This window comes from Micromonospora sp. CPCC 205554 (assembly GCF_036902745.1).
In the GTDB taxonomy this organism is placed as follows: Bacteria; Actinomycetota; Actinomycetes; order Mycobacteriales; family Micromonosporaceae; genus Micromonospora; species Micromonospora tulbaghiae.
Genome location: NZ_JBAKHP010000055.1, coordinates 1 through 17307, shown reverse-complemented (window position 1 = coordinate 17307; position 17307 = coordinate 1). Strand labels below are relative to the sequence as shown.

Below are 17307 nucleotides of genomic sequence, written 5' to 3'. Positions count from 1 at the left end.
AACGCGACCACGTCATCCCGGCCGTCACCGGTGAAATCCGTCGGCGAACCACCGAAATAGCGGGGCGCGGGCGGCGGCGGTGGCGTGCCGCAGTTGTCGCTGACCAGGAACCGCTGGTTGTACTGGCCGGGATACGGCGCGAGCGAGACGCCGTTGATCGAGATGACCTGGCCGACGCCGTTGTAGAGCTGCTCGTAGTGCACGTGCGCGCCGGAGGAGTTGCCGGTGCTGCTGGTGATCCCGATCTGCTGCCCCTGCTGCACGTAGGCGCCGTCGGGCACCGAGTAGGCGCTGAGGTGGAAGTAGTAGGTGGTCCACCCGCCGCCGTGGTCGATGACGATGTAGTTGCCGGCGCCGCTGGGCTGCGAGTAGCGCCGGGCCACTCCGGCGGCGGACGCCACCTGGGGCGTACCGCCTGTGACACCGCCGTCGGCGCGGACGAAGTCCAGCGCCTGCCGCACCTCGGCGCTGTGGTGGCTGTACGTCCACCGCTGCCCGCAGGGGAACGGTGCCTTGAAGGTGGGCGCGGCGAGTGCCGGTGACGGGGCGACCGTCACCGCGGTGAGGGTGGCCGCGGCCAGGGTGAGCAGCGCGACGAGGGCCCGCCGGGCGGGACTCGTCGGGAATCTGGGCATGCGGTGACTCCTCGTCGGAAGAGGGATGCACTGTCGGAGCGGCGCGTGGGCGTGTCGAGCCAGGGGCCGGTGTCGCCGATGGGCGGGCCCTGACAGTTCGCGTCGGAGAGAGGGGCGGCTGGCGTCCCGATCGGCGGGACGGTGGCGCTGAGGAGAAGTGAAACCGCAGACTTCGGAGCCTGTCAATACCCGACGGGGTGGTGAGTGCCGGCGGAAAACTTCCTTCAGCGTCGCTTCCGCCCGGCCTGGCTGCGCGGCGTGCAGGCCGACCCGCCGCGAAGATTCCTGCCCTGGAGGGAAAGCCGGGCGCGAAGTATTGACAACCGTGGAAGTATCGAAGTTAACTCGCCAGCAATCGATTTCTCATGGCTCCTACGGCCGCTCGGAAGGGACACCGATGAGGCTTCGCATCGGCCGTTGGGCCGGCGTCGCAGCAGCCGCGCTGCTGGCCGTTGCCGTGCCCGCGACCTCGTCCGCCGCCGCGCCGGCCGCCACGTCGGCGCCCGCTCCCGCTCTCGCCGTCGCCGACGACAAGGGACCGATCGGCTGGGACGCCTACCGCCGGCTCGACCGCCTGCCGGAGCTGGCCGCCGGCACCCGTACCCACCAGTTCTCCAGCTTCGGCCGCGACGGCTCCAACGACGACGGCTTCGTCGGCACCTGGTCGTGTCTGCGTCGGAGTGGGGGATGTGTAATCGCCGAGGCACGCGGTCCGGGCGAGGTGCAGTCGATCTGGTTCACCCGCGACGACGGCAACGTCCGCGCCACCGGCTGGATCCGCGTCGAACTCGACGGCGTCGTGGTCGTCCAGGCCGACCTTCAGGATCTGGTGGACGGGCGGCTCGGCAGCCCGTTCGTCGCGCCGCTCGTGAGCAACGCCGACCAGACGTCCGGCGGCGTCACCGTCAAGGTGCCCATGCCCTACCGGGAGTCCATGCGGATCACCACCCAGAACAACCCGCTGTTCCACCACGTCACCTACCGGACCTTCGCCGACGCGGCAGGGGTGCCCCGGTTCGATCCGGCCGACCCGGCCACCGACGTGGTCACGCTGCTGCGCGCCGCCGGCACCCGCGACCCGAAGCCCGCCCAGGCCGGCGCCTCCACCACGCGCGCCACCGTCACCGCCCCGGCGCAGGGGCAGGTGTCACTGGCCGCCCTGACCGGGCCACGCGCGATCACCGCGCTGCGGCTGCGCGTACCGGACGCCGCGGCCGGGGCGCCGACGCTCGCCGGGCTGCGGCTGCGGATGACGTTCGACGGGCGTACCACAGTGGACAGCCCGATCGGGGAGTTCTTCGGCGCCGGGCTGGGCGAGCGCACCGTCCGGTCGCTGATGTTCGCCATGGACTCCGCGCCCGGCGGCTGGTACAGCGCATGGTGGCCGATGCCGTTCCGCACCGCCGCCGCACTGACGCTCGTCAACACGACAGGCACCACAGTCGGCGGCGTCGAGGTCGAGGTGACGTCGGCGCCCGGCACCGAGTGGACGTCCCGGCTCGCCGCCGACGGCGACGCCGGCTACTTCACCACGCAGTCACGCCGCGCCGAGACGGTCGGCGGCACCGACTGGATCATCGCGGACCAGTCCGGGCGGGGCCGGTTCGTGGGCGTCTCGCAGACCATGCGCGGCCACATCATCGGCGGCAACACCCGCAACTACCTGGAGGGCGACGAGCGGGTGCACGTGGACGGCTCGCCCACGCCGCAGATCTACGGCACCGGCACCGAGGACTTCTACGAGTCGGGCTGGTACTTCAACCGCGGCGAGTACAGCGGCGTCTTCACCGGCAACACCGCCCACCTGGTCCGCGGCGGCGGATGCGCCGACGAGTGCGACGCCGCCTACCGGCTCATGATCGGCGACGCGGTGGCGTACGGCACCGCGCTGCGCTTCGGCATCGAGCACGGACCGGCCAACGACATGCCCGCCGAGTACGCCTCGACCGCGTTCCTCTACACCCAGCGCACCGTGACCACGCGCCGGACCGACACCGTCGTCACCGGCGACGCCGCCAGCCGCGCCGCGCACGCGTACACCGACTCCGGGGCGACCCAGACCGCGCTCAGCTCCGCCTTCGAGGGCGACGACGACAACGTCCCGCACACCGGCCAGGTCCGCGCCACCACCGCACCGGTCCGCTTCCGGCTGGCGATCGACCCGGCCAACCAGGGGGTACGGCTGCGCCGCCACGGTGACCAGGCCGGTGGCTACCAGCAGGCGGCCGTGTCGGTGGACGGCACACCGGCCGGGGTGTGGCTGCAGCCGCTGGGCAACGACAGGCAGCGCTGGCTGGCCGACGAGTTCGTGCTGCCCGCGGCGCTGACGGCGGGCCGCTCGGCGGTCACCGTCCAGCTCACCCCGGCGAGCGGCGCGCCGGCCTGGACCGCCGCCCGATACCTGGCCGACAGCATGATCGCGCCGTTCACCGACACCGTAGCCCCGGCCCCGGTCGCCGGTCTCGCCCTGGCCGGCGGGCGCGTGCACGCGCTGGGCCTGACCTGGTCCCCCTCCGCCGACGACGTCGGCGTGGTCTCCTACCGCGTCTACGCGTCCCGGAACCCGGGGGTGGCGATCACCGCCGCCAACCTGGTCGGCACCACACGTGCCACCACGTTCCGGCACGGTCCGCTGCCGGCCGCGCAGACCCGCTACTACCGGGTCGTTGCTGTCGACGGGTCGGGCAACGCCGCCGCGCCCTCGGCCGAGGTGTCGGCCACCACCCGTACCCGCAACACCAGCGACGCCAACGGCGACCGCCGCGACGACGCCGTCGACTTCACCCGCGGCGCCGGCGCCGACGTGTTCACGTCGCTCTCCGACGGCACCCGGTTCGTGCCGGACAGCCGGCCCTGGAACGACTTCTTCGCGATCGGCGCGGAGGTGCCGCTCACCGGCGACGTCAACGGCGACGGCCGCGCGGACGTCATCACGTTCACCCGTGGCGACAGCGCCGACGTCTACGTCGGGCTCTCCACCGGCTCCGGCTACTCCGCGGGCGTCAAGTGGCACGACTTCTTCGCCGTCGGCGCCGAGATCCCGGCGGTCGGCGACGTCAACGGCGACGGCCGCGCCGACATCATCACGTTCACCCGCGGCGCCGCCGCCGACGTCTACGTGGCGCTCTCCACCGGCTCCGGCTTCGGGCCCGGCGTCAAGTGGCACGACCACTTCGCGCTCGGCGACGAGTTCCCGACGGTGGGCGACGTGGACGGGGACGGGCGGGACGACATCGTGACGTTCACCAGGGGTACGACCGGCGACGTGTTCGTGTCGCTCTCCGACGGCACCCGCTTCGTGGAGGACGGCTGGAAGTGGCACGACAGCTTCGCCACCGGCGACGAGATCCCGGCGGTGGGCGACGTGGACGGGGACGGGCGGGACGACATCGTGACGTTCACCAGGGGTACGACCGGCGACGTGTTCGTGTCGCTCTCCGACGGGGGCCGCTTCGTGCAGAACTCCTGGAAGTGGCACGACCACTTCGCCTTCGGCGACGAGCTGCCCGGGGTGGGGGACTTCAACGGCGACGGCCGGGCCGACGTGGTCGCGTTCACCAGGGGCCTGACCGCCGACGTGTTCGTCTCGCTCTCCACCGGCGGTGGATTCGGGCCACCGGGCAACCGCTGGCACGACCAGTTCGCACCCGGCACCGACCTGCCCCGCCCGAGCGTGTCGTGATGCGCGCCCGGCGTGCCCTCGCGGCGCTCCTGCTCGGGACCGCCCTGGTGGCGGTCCCGGCCGGACCGGCAGCGGCCGACGACCCGGTCCGGTTCGAGGCCGAGTCGCTCGCCGTCGTCTCCGCCACCGCGCCGGTCGGCGCGCAGGCCGACTGCTGCGGGGTGAGCTGGTCCGGCGGACGGCAACTGTGGTTCCGGGGCGCCCGCGCCGGTGACGCGGTGACGCTCACCCTGCCGTCGGTACCGGCCGGGCAGTACGACCTCGGCGCGGTCCTCACCCGGGCCGGCGACTACGGCACGCTGCGCTTCGCCGTCGACGGGGTGGCGGTCGGTCAACTCTTCGACGGGTACGCGGGCGCGGTGCAACGTACCGGCGCGGTGCCGCTGGGCTCGGCGTCCCTGTCGACAGGCACGCACCGCCTCACCGTCACGGTGACCGGCCGGTCCGCGTCCTCCACCGGCTTCTTCGCCGGGCTGGACACGGTGACGCTGCGCCGCGTCGGCCCACTCGCGGCGGTCACCACCACGCCGTACGAGACGCTCGGCGAGACACCGGCGCGGGGCGCGTCCACACGCGTCTACGACCCCGGCACCGGGGAGTCGACGACCTGGTACTACAACGACCACACGCTGGTACGACACGAGCAGACCGGCGTGTGGCACCTGTTCGGCATCACCCACGCCGAACCCGGCGCGCCGCAGGACGAGAAGGTCTTCGGGCACGCCACCGCGCCCACCCCGACCGGCCCGTGGACGAAACGGCCGGTGGCGCTGGCCGCCGACCCCGGGGCCGGGGAGCAGTGGATCTGGGCCCCGCACGTCGTCCACCACAACGGCGTCTACCACATGTTCTACGCGGCCGGTAACCCGGACTACGCCCGGTACCGCATGCACCTGGCCACCTCGACCGACCTGTTCACCTGGACCCGAAGCTCCGCCAACCCGCTGTTCACCGACGGGTGGGAGGGCCGCGACCCGATGGTGACCCGGGTCGGCGACCGCTGGGTCATGTACTACACGGCCACGTCGAGCCCGTCCGGCGGCAACCATGTCGTGGCGTACCGGACCAGCACCGACCTGCGCTCGTGGAGCGGCCGCGCGATCGCGTACACCTCGCCGCACACCGGCCGGGCGGGCGGGCAGACGGAGTCGCCGTTCGTGGTGCGCCGGGGGGAGTGGTGGTACCTGTTCGTCTGCTGCGACGGCACCGACTACGGCGCCGCGTACCGGCGCACGGCCGTCTACCGCAGCCGCGACCCGCTGCGCTTCGACGGCGCGGAGAAGGTGACGGTGCTCGACGCGCACGCCGCCGAGGTCGTGGTGGACGGCTCGAACTGGTACCTGACCCACGCCGGCTGGGGTCAGGGCGGGCTCTGGCTGGCGCCGCTGACCTGGTCGGCCGGCGTGGTGGCGCGCGGCTGGACGGTGACCACCGGTTTCCTGCGCGCCGACGTGCGCACCTGGCCCAGCGCCCGGATCGCCGAGCTGGCCGTCGACCCGGCCGGGGCCGGCAATCACCGGCCTGCGCTCGACTCGTCGCACCGGGGCACCGGGCCGTACCTCGCCGTCGGCCGGTTCGACGTGACCGACCGGGCCGGGGCGCCGGCCCGGGTCGACGTGTCCGCCGACGGCTCCCGGATCAACCTGGTCGGCATCCCGTTCGGCGACGAGCCGGTCACCGCCGACTGGCTGCTCACCGTGACGCCCCGGTGGACCGGCCCCGGGTTGCAGAGCGACGTCACCTGGTCGGTGAACGGGTGGCCGACCGCAGCGGTGTGGGAGGTGGCGTTCAACATCGACGGCGCGTCCCCGCTGGTCGGCGACCCGGTGGCAGAGGCTCGGCCGACAGGTGACGTCACCGGCATGCCCCGCTGGACGATGAGCACCGGCGACGGGCTCTCGGTGGTCGCGGCGCACCGGTGGGGGTCGGCCTGGCGCGGGGACAACACCTGGTACGACGCCGGCCACGCGATGGCGGCCTGGCAGCCGCTGTGGCGCTCCGGCGGCCTGTCCTGGGCGCCGGGCCAGTACGCGGGCGGCACCTGGCGTCTGACCGCGAGCGGGATCCGGCGGGACGTGCAGTTCGCCGACGCCGCGCACACCGCGATCAACGCGATCCCGTGACCGGCGTGGACACCCGCGACGCGCCCGGCCCGAGCGGCCGGGTGGTGGTCGCGGCGACCGGTGTGGCCAAGCGGTTCGGCGGCGTGACGGCGCTCGACGGCGTCGACTTCGACGTACGGGCGGGCGAGGTGCACGCGCTGCTGGGCGAGAACGGCGCGGGCAAGTCCACTCTGATCAACATCCTCTCCGGCGTGATCACCGACTACGACGGAGAGGTCACGGTCGACGGGACGCCGGTACGGTTCACCGGCCCGGCCGCCGCCCAGGCCGCCGGGATCGCGACCATCCACCAGGAACTCGACCTGGTGCCCGCGCTGTCGGTGGCCGACAACCTCGTGCTCGGGCGGGAGCCCCGGACCCGGCTGCGCACAGTCGACCGGCGGGCCGCGGCCCGTACCGCGCGCGAGCACCTGGACCGGCTCGGCGCAGACATCGACCCGCGCCGCCCGGTGGGCTCGCTGCGTGTCGGCGAGCAGCAACTCGTCGAGATCGCCAAGGCGCTCGCCCTGGACGCCCGCGTACTCGTCATGGACGAGCCGACGGCCGCGCTCGCCGACGGGGAGGTACGGCGGCTGTTCACCACAATCGGCGGCCTGCGCCGCCGGGGCGTCGGCGTCGTCTACATCTCCCACCGGATGGAGGAGATCGAGGTCGTCGCGGACCGCGCGACGGTGCTGCGCAACGGTTCCGTCGCCGGTGTCGTACCGGCCGGCCGGATGGACCGGCGGCGGATCGTGGCGATGATGGTCGGCGGCCGCGCCGGGTCACTGTTCGAGCCCGCTCCGGCGGACGTGGCCGGCGCTCCCGGCCCGCCGCCCGGATCGGCCGGCGGCGGCCCGCTGCTGCGTGTCACCGACCTGGCCGTGCGGCCCCGGACGCCCCGGCCCGGCCGCTGCGAGCCGGACGGCGTCAGCCTGACCGTGCGGGCCGGCGAGATCGTCGGCCTGGCCGGGCTGATGGGCGCCGGACGTACCGAACTGCTGGAGACCCTGTTCGGCGCCGGGTCCGCGGGTCGCCGCACCGGCGCGGTGCTGCTGGCCGGCCGCCCGTACGCGCCGCGCCGCCCCCGCGCGGCACTGCGGGCCGGCGTCGGCTTCGTCCCGGAGGACCGGCGCCGCTCCGCGCTGGTCCTGGACCACCCGGTCGGCCGGAGCATCGTGCTGGCCGCCCTGTCCAGGCTGACCACGGCCGGGTTCGTCAGCCGACGCCGGGAACGGGCGGCCGTCGCGCGGTCGGTCACCGACCTGGCGATCAAGACGGTGTCGGCGGCCACGCCGGTCGGCGCGCTCTCCGGCGGCAACCAGCAGAAGGTGGTCTTCGCCCGGCACCTGCTCACCGAGCCGCGGCTGCTCCTGCTGGACGAGCCGACCCGCGGCGTCGACATCGGGGCGAAGGCGGAGATCTACCGGCTGCTGCGCCGGCTCGCCGGCGACGGCATGGGCATCCTGCTCGCCTCCTCGGAACTGCCCGAGCTGCTCGGCGTCTGCGACCGGGTGGTGGTGCTGCGCCGCGGCCGGGCCGTGGCCGACCTCGCCACCGGCGGCTGCACCGGCGAGGACATCCTCGCGGCGGCGATGGGCGGCCCGGCCGCCGGAAGGGACGACCGATGACCGACACCCGAGTGCCGCCGCCCGAGCCGGCCGTGACCGGGGCGCCGCCCGCCGCCGGTACGGCCGGACTGCGCGGCGCGACGGCCCACTGGCTGCGTCGGCCGCGCAGCCGCCGGGAACTCGCCGACCGGCTCTTCGCGGTGCAGAGTCTCTTCGCGCTGCTCGTGATCTTCGTCGTGGCGATCCTCGCCTCACCGCGCCGCGACGGCGAGGTCCTCTTCCTCACCGCCGGCAACCTGGGGAACATCGTCCGCGCGGTGTCGGAGATCGGCATCATCGCGATCGGGATGACGTTCGTCGTCCTGCTGGGCGGCATCGACCTGTCGGTCGGGGCGATCCTCGGCCTGTCGGCCGTCGGCACCGCGACGCTCATGGTCGACTCCGGACTCGGCATCCTGCCCGCCGTCGCCGCCGTGCTCGCGATCGGCGTGCTGTTCGGCGCGCTCCAGGGGTACGCCGTGGCCCGCCTCGGCATCCAGTCGTTCATCGTGACACTGGCCGGTCTCCAGGTCGCCCGGGGCATCGCCCGGATCTGGTCCGGCGGCCTCGGCATCCCGATCGCCTACGGCGACGGACCCCAGGAGGCGCCGCCCGCCTTCGAACTGCTGAACGGCTCGATGAACGGCGTGCTCCCGGTGCCGGCGGTGCTGTTCGTCCTGATCGGGGTGGCCGCTGTGGTGGTGCTGCGGACGACGGCGTTCGCCCGGCACGTCTACGCGATCGGCGGCAACGAGAAGGCGGCCCGGCTCTCCGGTGTGCCGGTGACGCGGGTCAAGGTCGCCGTGTTCGCCGTCGCCGGCCTCCTGGCGGCGGTGGCCGGAGTGGTGCACGCGGGACAGCTCAACCAGGGCAGCCCGAACGACGGCGCCGGATACGAGCTGGACGCGATCGCCGCTGTCGTCATCGGCGGCACCAGCCTGGCCGGCGGCTCCGGCTCGATGGGCGGCACCCTGGCCGGCGCGCTGCTGCTCGGCATCCTCAACAACATCCTCGCGCTCAACAACATCGACGCCAACGTCCAGCTGCTGATCAAAGGACTGGTGATCGTGCTCGCGGCGGCGCTGCAGAAGCTGCGCCGCGGCATCGCCTGACCGAACCGACTCCGAGGAGCCACCCGATGGACAAGCGAACCACACTGCTCGCGCTGCTGGTCACCGGCGCGCTGGCGATCACGACGGGGTGCAGCGTCGAGAAGCCGTCCGACGACGCCGGGCAGGCCCGCGCCTGCGGCGCCGGCAAGGACTTCCTGATCGGCATGTCCCAGGCCAACAACGCCGAGCCGTACCGGCAGGTGATGAACAACGACGTGCAGACGGCGGCGAAGTCGGTGCCCGGCTTCCGCGTCGTGGTCTCCGACGCCGCCCAGGACAACAGCAAGCAGGTCGCCGACGTGGAGAACTTCCTCACCCAGAAGATCAACCTGCTGATCATCTCGCCGAACGAGGCCAAGCCGCTCACCGCTGTGGTGAAGAAGGCGTACGACCAGGGCGTGCCGGTGATCGTGCTGGACCGCAAGGTCGAGGGGGAGGCGTACACCGCGTTCATCGGTGGCGACAACGTGGCGATCGGCAAGGCGGCCGGCGAGTTCTACGCCACGACGCTGCTGCCCGACGGCGGCAAGGTGATCGAGATCGCCGGGCTGCCCGGCTCGACCCCCGCCGCCGAGCGCGCGCAGGGCTTCCGCGACGGCATCGCCGCCAACCCGAAGATCCAGATCGTCGCCTCCCAGCCCGGCGACTGGCTGCGGGAGAAGGGACAGTCGGTGGCGGACGCGCTGATCAAGGCCCACCCGGACGTGTCCGCGATCTACGCGCACAACGACCCGATGGCCGAGGGCGCCTACCTCGCCGCGAAGTCGGCGGGCAAGGCGCAGCGGATCAAGTTCACCGGCATCGACGCGCTGCCGGTGCCCTCCGGCGGGATCAAGGCCGTCGAGCAGGGCCGCCTCGCCGCCACGTTCCAGTACGCCACCGGCGGCCGGGAGGCGGTCGAGCTGGCCCGGAAGATCCTCGTCGACTGCGCCGAGGACGTCCCGCGTACCACCACGCTGGGCACCATGCGGATCACCAGGGAGAACGCCGCCGAGGCGTACGCGAAGCTCGGTGGCCTCTGAGCGCGGGGGCCGGGATGCGCAGCGCGAGCGTGCGGCGGGCGGCGCCGGTGGTGCTCGGCGTGGACATCGGCACGTCGAGCAGCAAGGGGGTTCTCGTCGACCCCGACGGGCGGCTGGTCCGGGCCCGGGTCCTGGAGCACCGGGTCGACCGGCCCGGCCCTGGCCGGGTCGAGATGGACGGCCGGATCTGGTGGCGGGAGTTCGTCGCCCTCAGCCGGGACCTGCTGGCTCCGGGTGACGTCCGGGTGTGCGCGGTCGGGGTGAGCGGCATGGGTCCGTGCGTGCTGCTCACCGACGCCGGCGGCACTCCACTGCGCCCGGCCGTCCTCTACGGCGTGGATACCCGCGCCGGGGAGCAGATCGAGCGGATGAACGAGCGGTTCGGCGCTGACGAGATCATCCAGCGGTGCGGGTCGGCGCTGTCCAGCCAGGCGGCGGGCCCGAAGATCGCGTGGGTGGCCGACACCGAACCCGAACTGTTCGCCCGTGCCCGCCGGCTGTTCATGCCCAGTTCGTGGCTGGCCTACCGGCTCACCGGTCGCTACCTGCTCGATCACCACTCGGCAAGCCAGTGCACGCCGTTCTACGACACCGAGGCCCAGGACTGGCACCGGCCGTGGATCGACCCGTTCGCACCCGGACTGGAGCTTCCGCCACTGTGCTGGCCCGGCGACGTGGCCGGTGAGGTGACGGCCGGGGCCGCCGCCGAGACCGGCCTGCCGGAGGGCGTCCCGGTGGTGGCGGGCACGATTGACGCCTGGTCGGAGGCGTTGAGCGTGGGTGCGCAGGGCGTGGGCGACCTGATGCTCATGTACGGCACCACAATGTTCCTCGTGCACACCGTGCCGCACCGGCTGAACAGCCCGTCGCTGTGGGGCACCGTCGGCGCGCTGCCGGGCACCCGCAACCTGGCCGGCGGGATGGCGACCTCCGGCGCGATCACCGGCTGGCTACGCGACCTGGTGGCGGGCACCGACCACACCGAGCTGCTCCGCCTCGCCGAACGCTCCGGCGCCGGTGCCCGCGGGTTGCTGATGCTGCCGTTCTTCGCCGGGGAACGCACGCCGATCCTCGATCCCCGGGCCCGCGGCCTGATCGCCGGTCTCACCCTCTCGCACGGCCCCGGCGACATCTACCGGGCGGCGCTGGAGGCGACCGGGCTGGCGGTACGGCACAACATCGAGACGATCGAGGCGGCCGGCGGCGACATCCGCCGGATCGTCGCGGTTGGCGGCGGCACCCGGGGTGGGCTCTGGACCCAGATCGTCTCCGACATCACCGGCCGGGAACAGCAGATCCCGGCGCAGACCATCGGCGCCAGCTACGGCGGCGCCTTCCTGGCCGCCCGGACCGTGATGGACGTCTCGATCGAGACGTGGAACCCGATCGCCGGGGTGCGTCGGCCACGACCCGAACCCGCCGCCGACTACGACGAGCTGTACCGGCTCTACCGCGAGCTGTATGCCGGTAGCCGATCTGTGGTCCACGTCCTTGCGGCCCGGCAGGAACGCCTGCTGGGCGCGTTCCGCTCCACCCACCGTCCGCCCGCCGAGGGAGCTGCCCCGTGACCCGTTACACACTGCCCGTGCCGGTCGAGCGCCCGGCCGCCCCGCCCCGCACCGTCTACACAGTCGCCAGCGGTGACCTGCGGCTGAGCGCGAACGTCACCTGCTGGCCCACCCAGCGGCAGCTCGAAGCCGACCTCACCACCGCGGTCACCGCGCTCGGCTGGCAGGTCCGGCGCGGTCACGACGTCGACCCGGGCAAAGGACACGGCTTCATCGACAGCCAGCGCGCCGGGATCGAGGTCTTCCGGAGCATTCCGGCCGACGTGCCGCTCGTCGTGGTGGAGGCGGTCTGGCAGTACAGCCACCACGTGCTGGCCGGGCTGCGCGCCCACCGCGGGCCGATCCTGCTGGTGGCGAACTGGAGCGGCGAGTACCCCGGTCTGGTGGGCCTGCTCAACCTCGCCGGCAGCCTCACCAAGGCGGGCGTGCGGTACTCGACGCTGTGGAGCGAGGACTTCACCGACGAGTGGGCGCGCGACGGGCTGAAGAAGTGGCTGGAGACCGGCCGGGTGACGCACGACGAGAGCCACGTACGCCCGCTGCCGGTGCTGCGGCCGGACGAGGAGGTCGAACTCGGCGTGGCGTTGGCCCGGCAGCTCGTCTCCGAGCGGGCCGTCATCGGCGTCTTCGACGAGGGCTGCATGGGCATGTACAACGCCATCATCGACGACGAGCTGCTCAACCCGCTCGGCGTCTTCAAGGAACGCCTGTCGCAGAGCGCGCTGGTGGCGGAGATGGCGCGGGTGCCCGACACCGAGGCGCGGGCGGTGCTGGCCTGGCTGGAGGCGGCCGGGATGACGTTCCACACCGGCACCGACGAGGCCACCGAGCTGACGTGCGCCCAACTGCTCAGCCAGTGCCGCATGTACGTCGCCGCGCTGCGCATCGCCGACGACTTCGGCCTGGACGCCGTCGGGATCCAGTACCAGCAGGGGCTCAAGGACACCGTGCCGGCCAGCGACCTGGCCGAGGGGCTGCTGAACAACGTCGAACGCCCCCCGGTGACCAGCCGGGACGGCTCCCGGGAGCTGTACCCGGGCGTCGCGCTGCCGCACTTCAACGAGGTCGACGAGGGCGTCGCCGTGGACTCGCTGGTCACCAACCGGATCTGGACCGCGATGGGCCTGGACCCGGCGACGACGCTGCACGACATCCGCTGGGGACAGCAGTACGGCGAGCACTTCGTCTGGGTCTTCGAGATCTCCGGTGCGGTGCCCGCGTCGCACAACGGCGGCTACGACAGGTCGTACAGCATGCGTCAGCCGCCGATGTACTTCCCGCTCGGCGGCGGCACGCTCAGCGGCGTGTCGAAGCCGGGGGAGATCGTCTGGTCGCGCGTGTTCGTGATGGACGGCGGCCTGCACGTCGACCTCGGGCGCGGCACGGTGGTGGCGCTGCCCGAGGCGGAGACCCGGCGGCGGCTGGACGCCACCACACCGCAATGGCCGATCATGCACGCCGTGTTGCACGGCGTGGGCCGCGACCAGTTGATGGCCCGGCACAAGGCCAACCACGTCAACGTGGTCTACGCGCCGGACGCCGGCACCGCCGACCGCGCGCTACGGGTCAAGGCCGCCCTCTTCGCCGAGCTGGGCGTACGGGTGCACCTGTGCGGGGACGTCACGATCTGAGCGAGCCGGCGGCAGTGCCGCGCGACCGGGTACGGCCCACCGCGTGGCTCTGCCGGCCGGCCGACGGTGCCGAGCTGTCGCGTACCCGCAGCTCGGTGTGGAGCACCACTGTCGAGGGTGCCTTGGCCGGGTCGGCGATCCGCTCGACCAGCAGCGTGGCCGCGGTGCGCCCCAGGTCGTAGGTGGGCTGCGCGACGGTGCTCAGCGAGGGCCGGACCAGGTGCGCCCAGGGGATGTCGTCGAACCCGACGATGCCGAACGGGTCGGGCACGCCGATGCCGTTGTCCACGAGGCACTCGAGGGCGCCCACAGTCATCAGGTTGTTCGCCGCGAACACCGCGTCCGGCGGCTCGGCGGTCTCCAGCAGGGAGGCCATCGCGCGGTAGCCGCCCTCCTCGCGGAAGTCCGCGTACCGGATCAGGTCCTCGGTGGTCTGGCGTCCGCTCGCCTTCAGCGCCCGCTGGTAGCCCCGCAGCCGCTGCATGGCGGTGGAGATCCGGCGTGGGCCGGTGATGCAGGCGATCCGCCGGTAGCCGCTGCCCACCAGATGGGCGGTCGCCTGCTCGGCGCCGTGGGTGTTGTCCACCAGTACGGTGTCCACCTCGACGCCGCGTGGTTGCCTGTCGATCGCCACGACCGGGATGCGGGCCTGCACCAGGCGGCTGATCAGGGCCGGCCGCCCGGACGAGGAGATGATCACCCCGGCCATCCGCTCGGCCAGGGCCGCCGCCACGTAGCGGGCCTCCTTCTCCGGATCCTCGTCGCCGTTGCAGAGCACGACCGAGAAGCCGGCCTCCTGCGCGACGTCCTCGACACCGCGCACCATCGAGGTGAAGAACGGGTTCCCGATGTCGGAGATGATGACCGCCCAGAGGCTGGTCCGGCTGCGGCGCAGGCTGCGCGCGACGGCGTTCGGGCGGTAGTCGAGGTCCTGCGCGGCCTGCCGTACCCGGGCGGCCATGTCCGGGTCGACCGAGGCACGCCCGTTGAGGACGCGGGAGACGGTCGCCGGCGACACTCCCGCGCGACGCGCCACGTCGTAGATGGTCGTCATCGCGCTCCCGTCGTCGTCGCCCGGGCGCTCCGGCCCGGCCCCCGTCGGATGGTGACGTACCGGAGTGAGACCGCCACCGCGGGAGATCGCTCGGAATCCTATACCCGTCCAGCAATCGATTTCCGACCGGGTCGATCGCGTCCCGCCGCCGCTATTGACATCGATGTGGGTGACTACGAGACTCGTCGGCAATCGATTTCTCGTCCGGTGCCGCTGGTCACCCCCACCCCCGAGGAGCACGGTGAGACGAAATCTGCTGGCGATGCTTGTCGCGCTCTGCACCGTCACGGCGGCCGGCGCGGCCGGCGCGCCGGCCGCCGCCGTACCGATCGGCACGCTCGCCTGCCCGTCCGTCCCGGCCACCCACGACCCCGCCGTCACCGTGATCGTCTACCGGGTGGCCCGGTCGTACAACGTCAACGACAAGGTCATGCTCTCCACCTTCGAGGCGGGCTGGGTCGAGTCCCACATGAACAACCTGCCCTGCGGCGACAAGTCCAGCCTGGGCGTGTTCCAGCAGCGCTGGGACTACGGCTGGGGCACGCCGGAGCAGATCATGGACCCGGTCTACGCCACCACGCAGTACGTCACGCGTGCGATCACCTGCGACCGCAACAATCCCGGCTACACGGCGGGCCAGGTCGCCCAGTGCGTCCAGCGATCGGGCTTCCCCGACCGGTACGACCAGGTGGCGGGGACCGCGCGCACGCTGCTCAACCAGGCGGCGCGTACCCACGGCATGGCAGGCGGCTCGTCGACGGACGTGAACGGTGACGGCCGCGACGACATCCTCACCTTCACCCAGAACGCCTCCGCCGACGTGTACGCGAGCACGTCGACCGGAACCGGCTTCGCCGGAACGTCGGTGAAGTGGAACGACTTCTTCTCCATCGGCGGGGAGACCGCGTCGACGGGCGACGTCAACGGTGACGGCCGCGACGACATCGTCACGTTCGCGCACGGCAACACCGGCGACGTGTACGTGGCGCTGTCGAACGGGTCGGCGTTCGCGTCGCCGGGCCGGTGGCACGACTGGTTCGCCCCCGGTGCGGAGATCGCCGCCGTCGGTGACGTCAACGGCGACGGCAGGGACGACATCGTCGCGTTCACGCACAACGCGACGGCGGACGTCTACGTGGCGTTGTCAACCGGGTCGTCGTTCTCGGGCACGGCGGTGAAGTGGCACGACTACTTCTCCATCGCCGGGGAGTTCCCCGCGCTGGGCGACGTCAACGGCGACGGCCGCGACGACATCATCACCTTCACCCAGGGCCCCGCGTCGGCGGCGGACGTGATCGTGTCGCTGTCCACCGGCACGTCGTTCGGGGCGCCGCAGAAGTGGCACGACCTGTTCGCCGTGGGTGCCGAGCAGCCGCGGGTGGGGGACGTCAACGGCGACGGCAAGGACGACGTCGTCACGTTCACCTGCAACGCCGACGCCGACGTCTACGTCGCCACCTCCACCGGCACCGGCTTCGCCGGCACCACCGTCAAGTGGCACGACTTCTTCTGCCTGCCGGGCGAGTTCCCCTACCTGGGCGACGCGAACGGCGACGGCAAGGACGACCTCATCGTCTTCACCAAGGGCGCCACGAACGACGTCTACGTCGCCCTGTCCACCGGCACCACCTTCGGTGCCAGCAGCAAGTGGCACGACTACTTCGGGCTCACCGGTGAGGTGACGCTGTGACCCCAGGATGGGAGGCCCCCGTGGCCAGAACACGACGGAGACGGCGACGCACCGGCGTCGCCCTGCTGGCCGCGGCGCTCGCCGGCGGGATCGCGGTGCAGCCCGCGCCGGTGTCCGCGACGCCGCCGGGCCGGACCGCGCTGGACGCCGCGTTCGTGCGGGCGGCGCAGGAGTACGACGTACCTCGGGACGTCCTGGTCGCGGTCGGCTACGGCGAGTCCCGCCTCGACGCGCACGGCGGCAAGCCGAGCCAGGCGAACGGCTACGGGGTGATGCACCTGGTGAGCAACCCCGCCCAGCACAGCCTGGAACGGGCGGCGAAGTTGACCGGCGAGCCGGTCGCGCGCCTGAAGACCGCCACGCCGGCGAACATCCGCGGTGGCGCGGCCGTGCTGCGCGAGCTGGCCGACGCCGAGGGGCTGACCGCGCGCGACCGGGACCGGGTGACCGCCTGGTACCCGGTGGTGGCGCGGTACGGCGGCGCGGCCGACGACGCCACCGCCCGGCTGTACGCGGACGGGATCTACGAGCTGGTGCAGCAGGGCATTCCGGGCGCGGTGCCGGTCCGGGCGCACCGGGTCGAGCCGGAGCGGGGTCGCTACGCCGCCGTGGCGCCCGCCGGCACCGCGTCCCGTACGCTCGCCGCCGCCGTGCCCGAGTACCCGCCGGCGCGGTGGGTCGCCGCGAACGGAGCGAACTACGGCGTCGGGCGGTCCAGCCGGATCACCACGGTGATTCTCCACGTCACCCAGGGTTCGTACGCCGGTACCATCAGCTGGTTCCAGAACCCGTCGGCCGGGGTCAGCGCCCACTACGTGGTGAAGTCCAGCAACGGTGAGATCACTCAGATGGTCCGCGAGGGCGACACCGCTTACCACGCCCGGTCGGGCAACGCGTACGGCGTCGGCATCGAGCACGAGGGGTACGTGGACAACCCGGCCTGGTTCACCGACGCGATGTACCGTTCGTCGGCCGCGCTGACCCGCTATCTGTGCGACAAGTACGGCATCCCGAAGAACCGCACCGGCATCAAGGGGCACAACGAGATCCCGGGCAACGACCACACCGACCCGGGACCGAACTGGAACTGGAACTACTACCTCTCGCTGGTGAACCAGGGTGGCGGGGGCCCGACCGTCCGCTATTTCGGTGGTTCGCCGACGGATTTCACCGGTGACGGCCGGGATGACGTGGTCGCGTT

Annotated in this window: 11 protein-coding genes; 9 read left to right on the top strand and 2 right to left on the bottom strand. The window is 72.6% G+C overall.

What is annotated here, in order from left to right:
- On the bottom strand, positions 1-635 hold a 635-nt coding region (locus V6U82_RS31230; RefSeq protein ID WP_334467584.1), incomplete at its 3' end, for a M23 family metallopeptidase.
- Between the two features lie 397 nt (positions 636-1032).
- Here V6U82_RS31230 and V6U82_RS31225 point away from each other — a divergent pair.
- From V6U82_RS31225 to V6U82_RS31195, 7 genes are read left to right on the top strand one after another with little or no spacing between them, the layout of a single operon-like run.
- Positions 1033-4317 (top strand): DUF2961 domain-containing protein, encoded by a 3285-nt coding sequence (locus tag V6U82_RS31225; protein WP_334467582.1) that lies wholly within the window; start codon positions 1033-1035, stop codon positions 4315-4317.
- Positions 4317-6440: a family 43 glycosylhydrolase gene (locus V6U82_RS31220; RefSeq protein WP_334467581.1), complete on the top strand. Its 2124-nt coding sequence runs from the start codon at positions 4317-4319 to the stop codon at positions 6438-6440. The genes V6U82_RS31225 and V6U82_RS31220 overlap by 1 nt, the downstream gene beginning before the upstream one ends.
- Positions 6437-8050, top strand: coding sequence for a sugar ABC transporter ATP-binding protein (locus tag V6U82_RS31215; protein WP_334467579.1), 1614 nt, complete (start codon positions 6437-6439; stop codon positions 8048-8050). The genes V6U82_RS31220 and V6U82_RS31215 overlap by 4 nt, the downstream gene beginning before the upstream one ends.
- Positions 8047-9141, top strand: coding sequence for an ABC transporter permease (locus V6U82_RS31210; RefSeq protein WP_030275295.1), 1095 nt, complete (start codon positions 8047-8049; stop codon positions 9139-9141). Before V6U82_RS31215 ends, V6U82_RS31210 begins: the two co-directional genes overlap by 4 nt.
- 26 nt (positions 9142-9167) lie before the next feature.
- Positions 9168-10163, top strand: a complete 996-nt coding sequence (locus V6U82_RS31205; RefSeq protein WP_334467577.1) for a substrate-binding domain-containing protein — start codon at positions 9168-9170, stop codon at positions 10161-10163.
- A gap of 14 nt (positions 10164-10177) precedes the next feature.
- The gene (locus V6U82_RS31200; protein ID WP_334467575.1) at positions 10178-11731 is read left to right on the top strand and encodes an FGGY-family carbohydrate kinase; all 1554 of its coding nucleotides are present in this window, start codon (positions 10178-10180) and stop codon (positions 11729-11731) included.
- Positions 11728-13362 (top strand): fucose isomerase, encoded by a 1635-nt coding sequence (locus V6U82_RS31195; protein WP_334467574.1) that lies wholly within the window; start codon positions 11728-11730, stop codon positions 13360-13362. Before V6U82_RS31200 ends, V6U82_RS31195 begins: the two co-directional genes overlap by 4 nt.
- Here V6U82_RS31195 and V6U82_RS31190 read toward each other — a convergent pair.
- Positions 13352-14416 (bottom strand): LacI family DNA-binding transcriptional regulator, encoded by a 1065-nt coding sequence (locus tag V6U82_RS31190; RefSeq protein WP_187693921.1) that lies wholly within the window; start codon positions 14414-14416, stop codon positions 13352-13354. The two genes, V6U82_RS31195 and V6U82_RS31190, sit on opposite strands and share 11 nt — an antisense overlap.
- Before the next feature lie 241 nt (positions 14417-14657).
- Here V6U82_RS31190 and V6U82_RS31185 point away from each other — a divergent pair, with 241 nt between their 5' ends.
- Complete coding sequence (locus V6U82_RS31185) at positions 14658-16106, top strand: FG-GAP repeat domain-containing protein (protein ID WP_334467572.1); 1449 nt, start codon at positions 14658-14660, stop codon at positions 16104-16106.
- A gap of 20 nt (positions 16107-16126) precedes the next feature.
- Positions 16127-17307 (top strand): N-acetylmuramoyl-L-alanine amidase (locus V6U82_RS31180; protein ID WP_334467570.1); only part of this gene is annotated, 1181 nt, incomplete at its 3' end.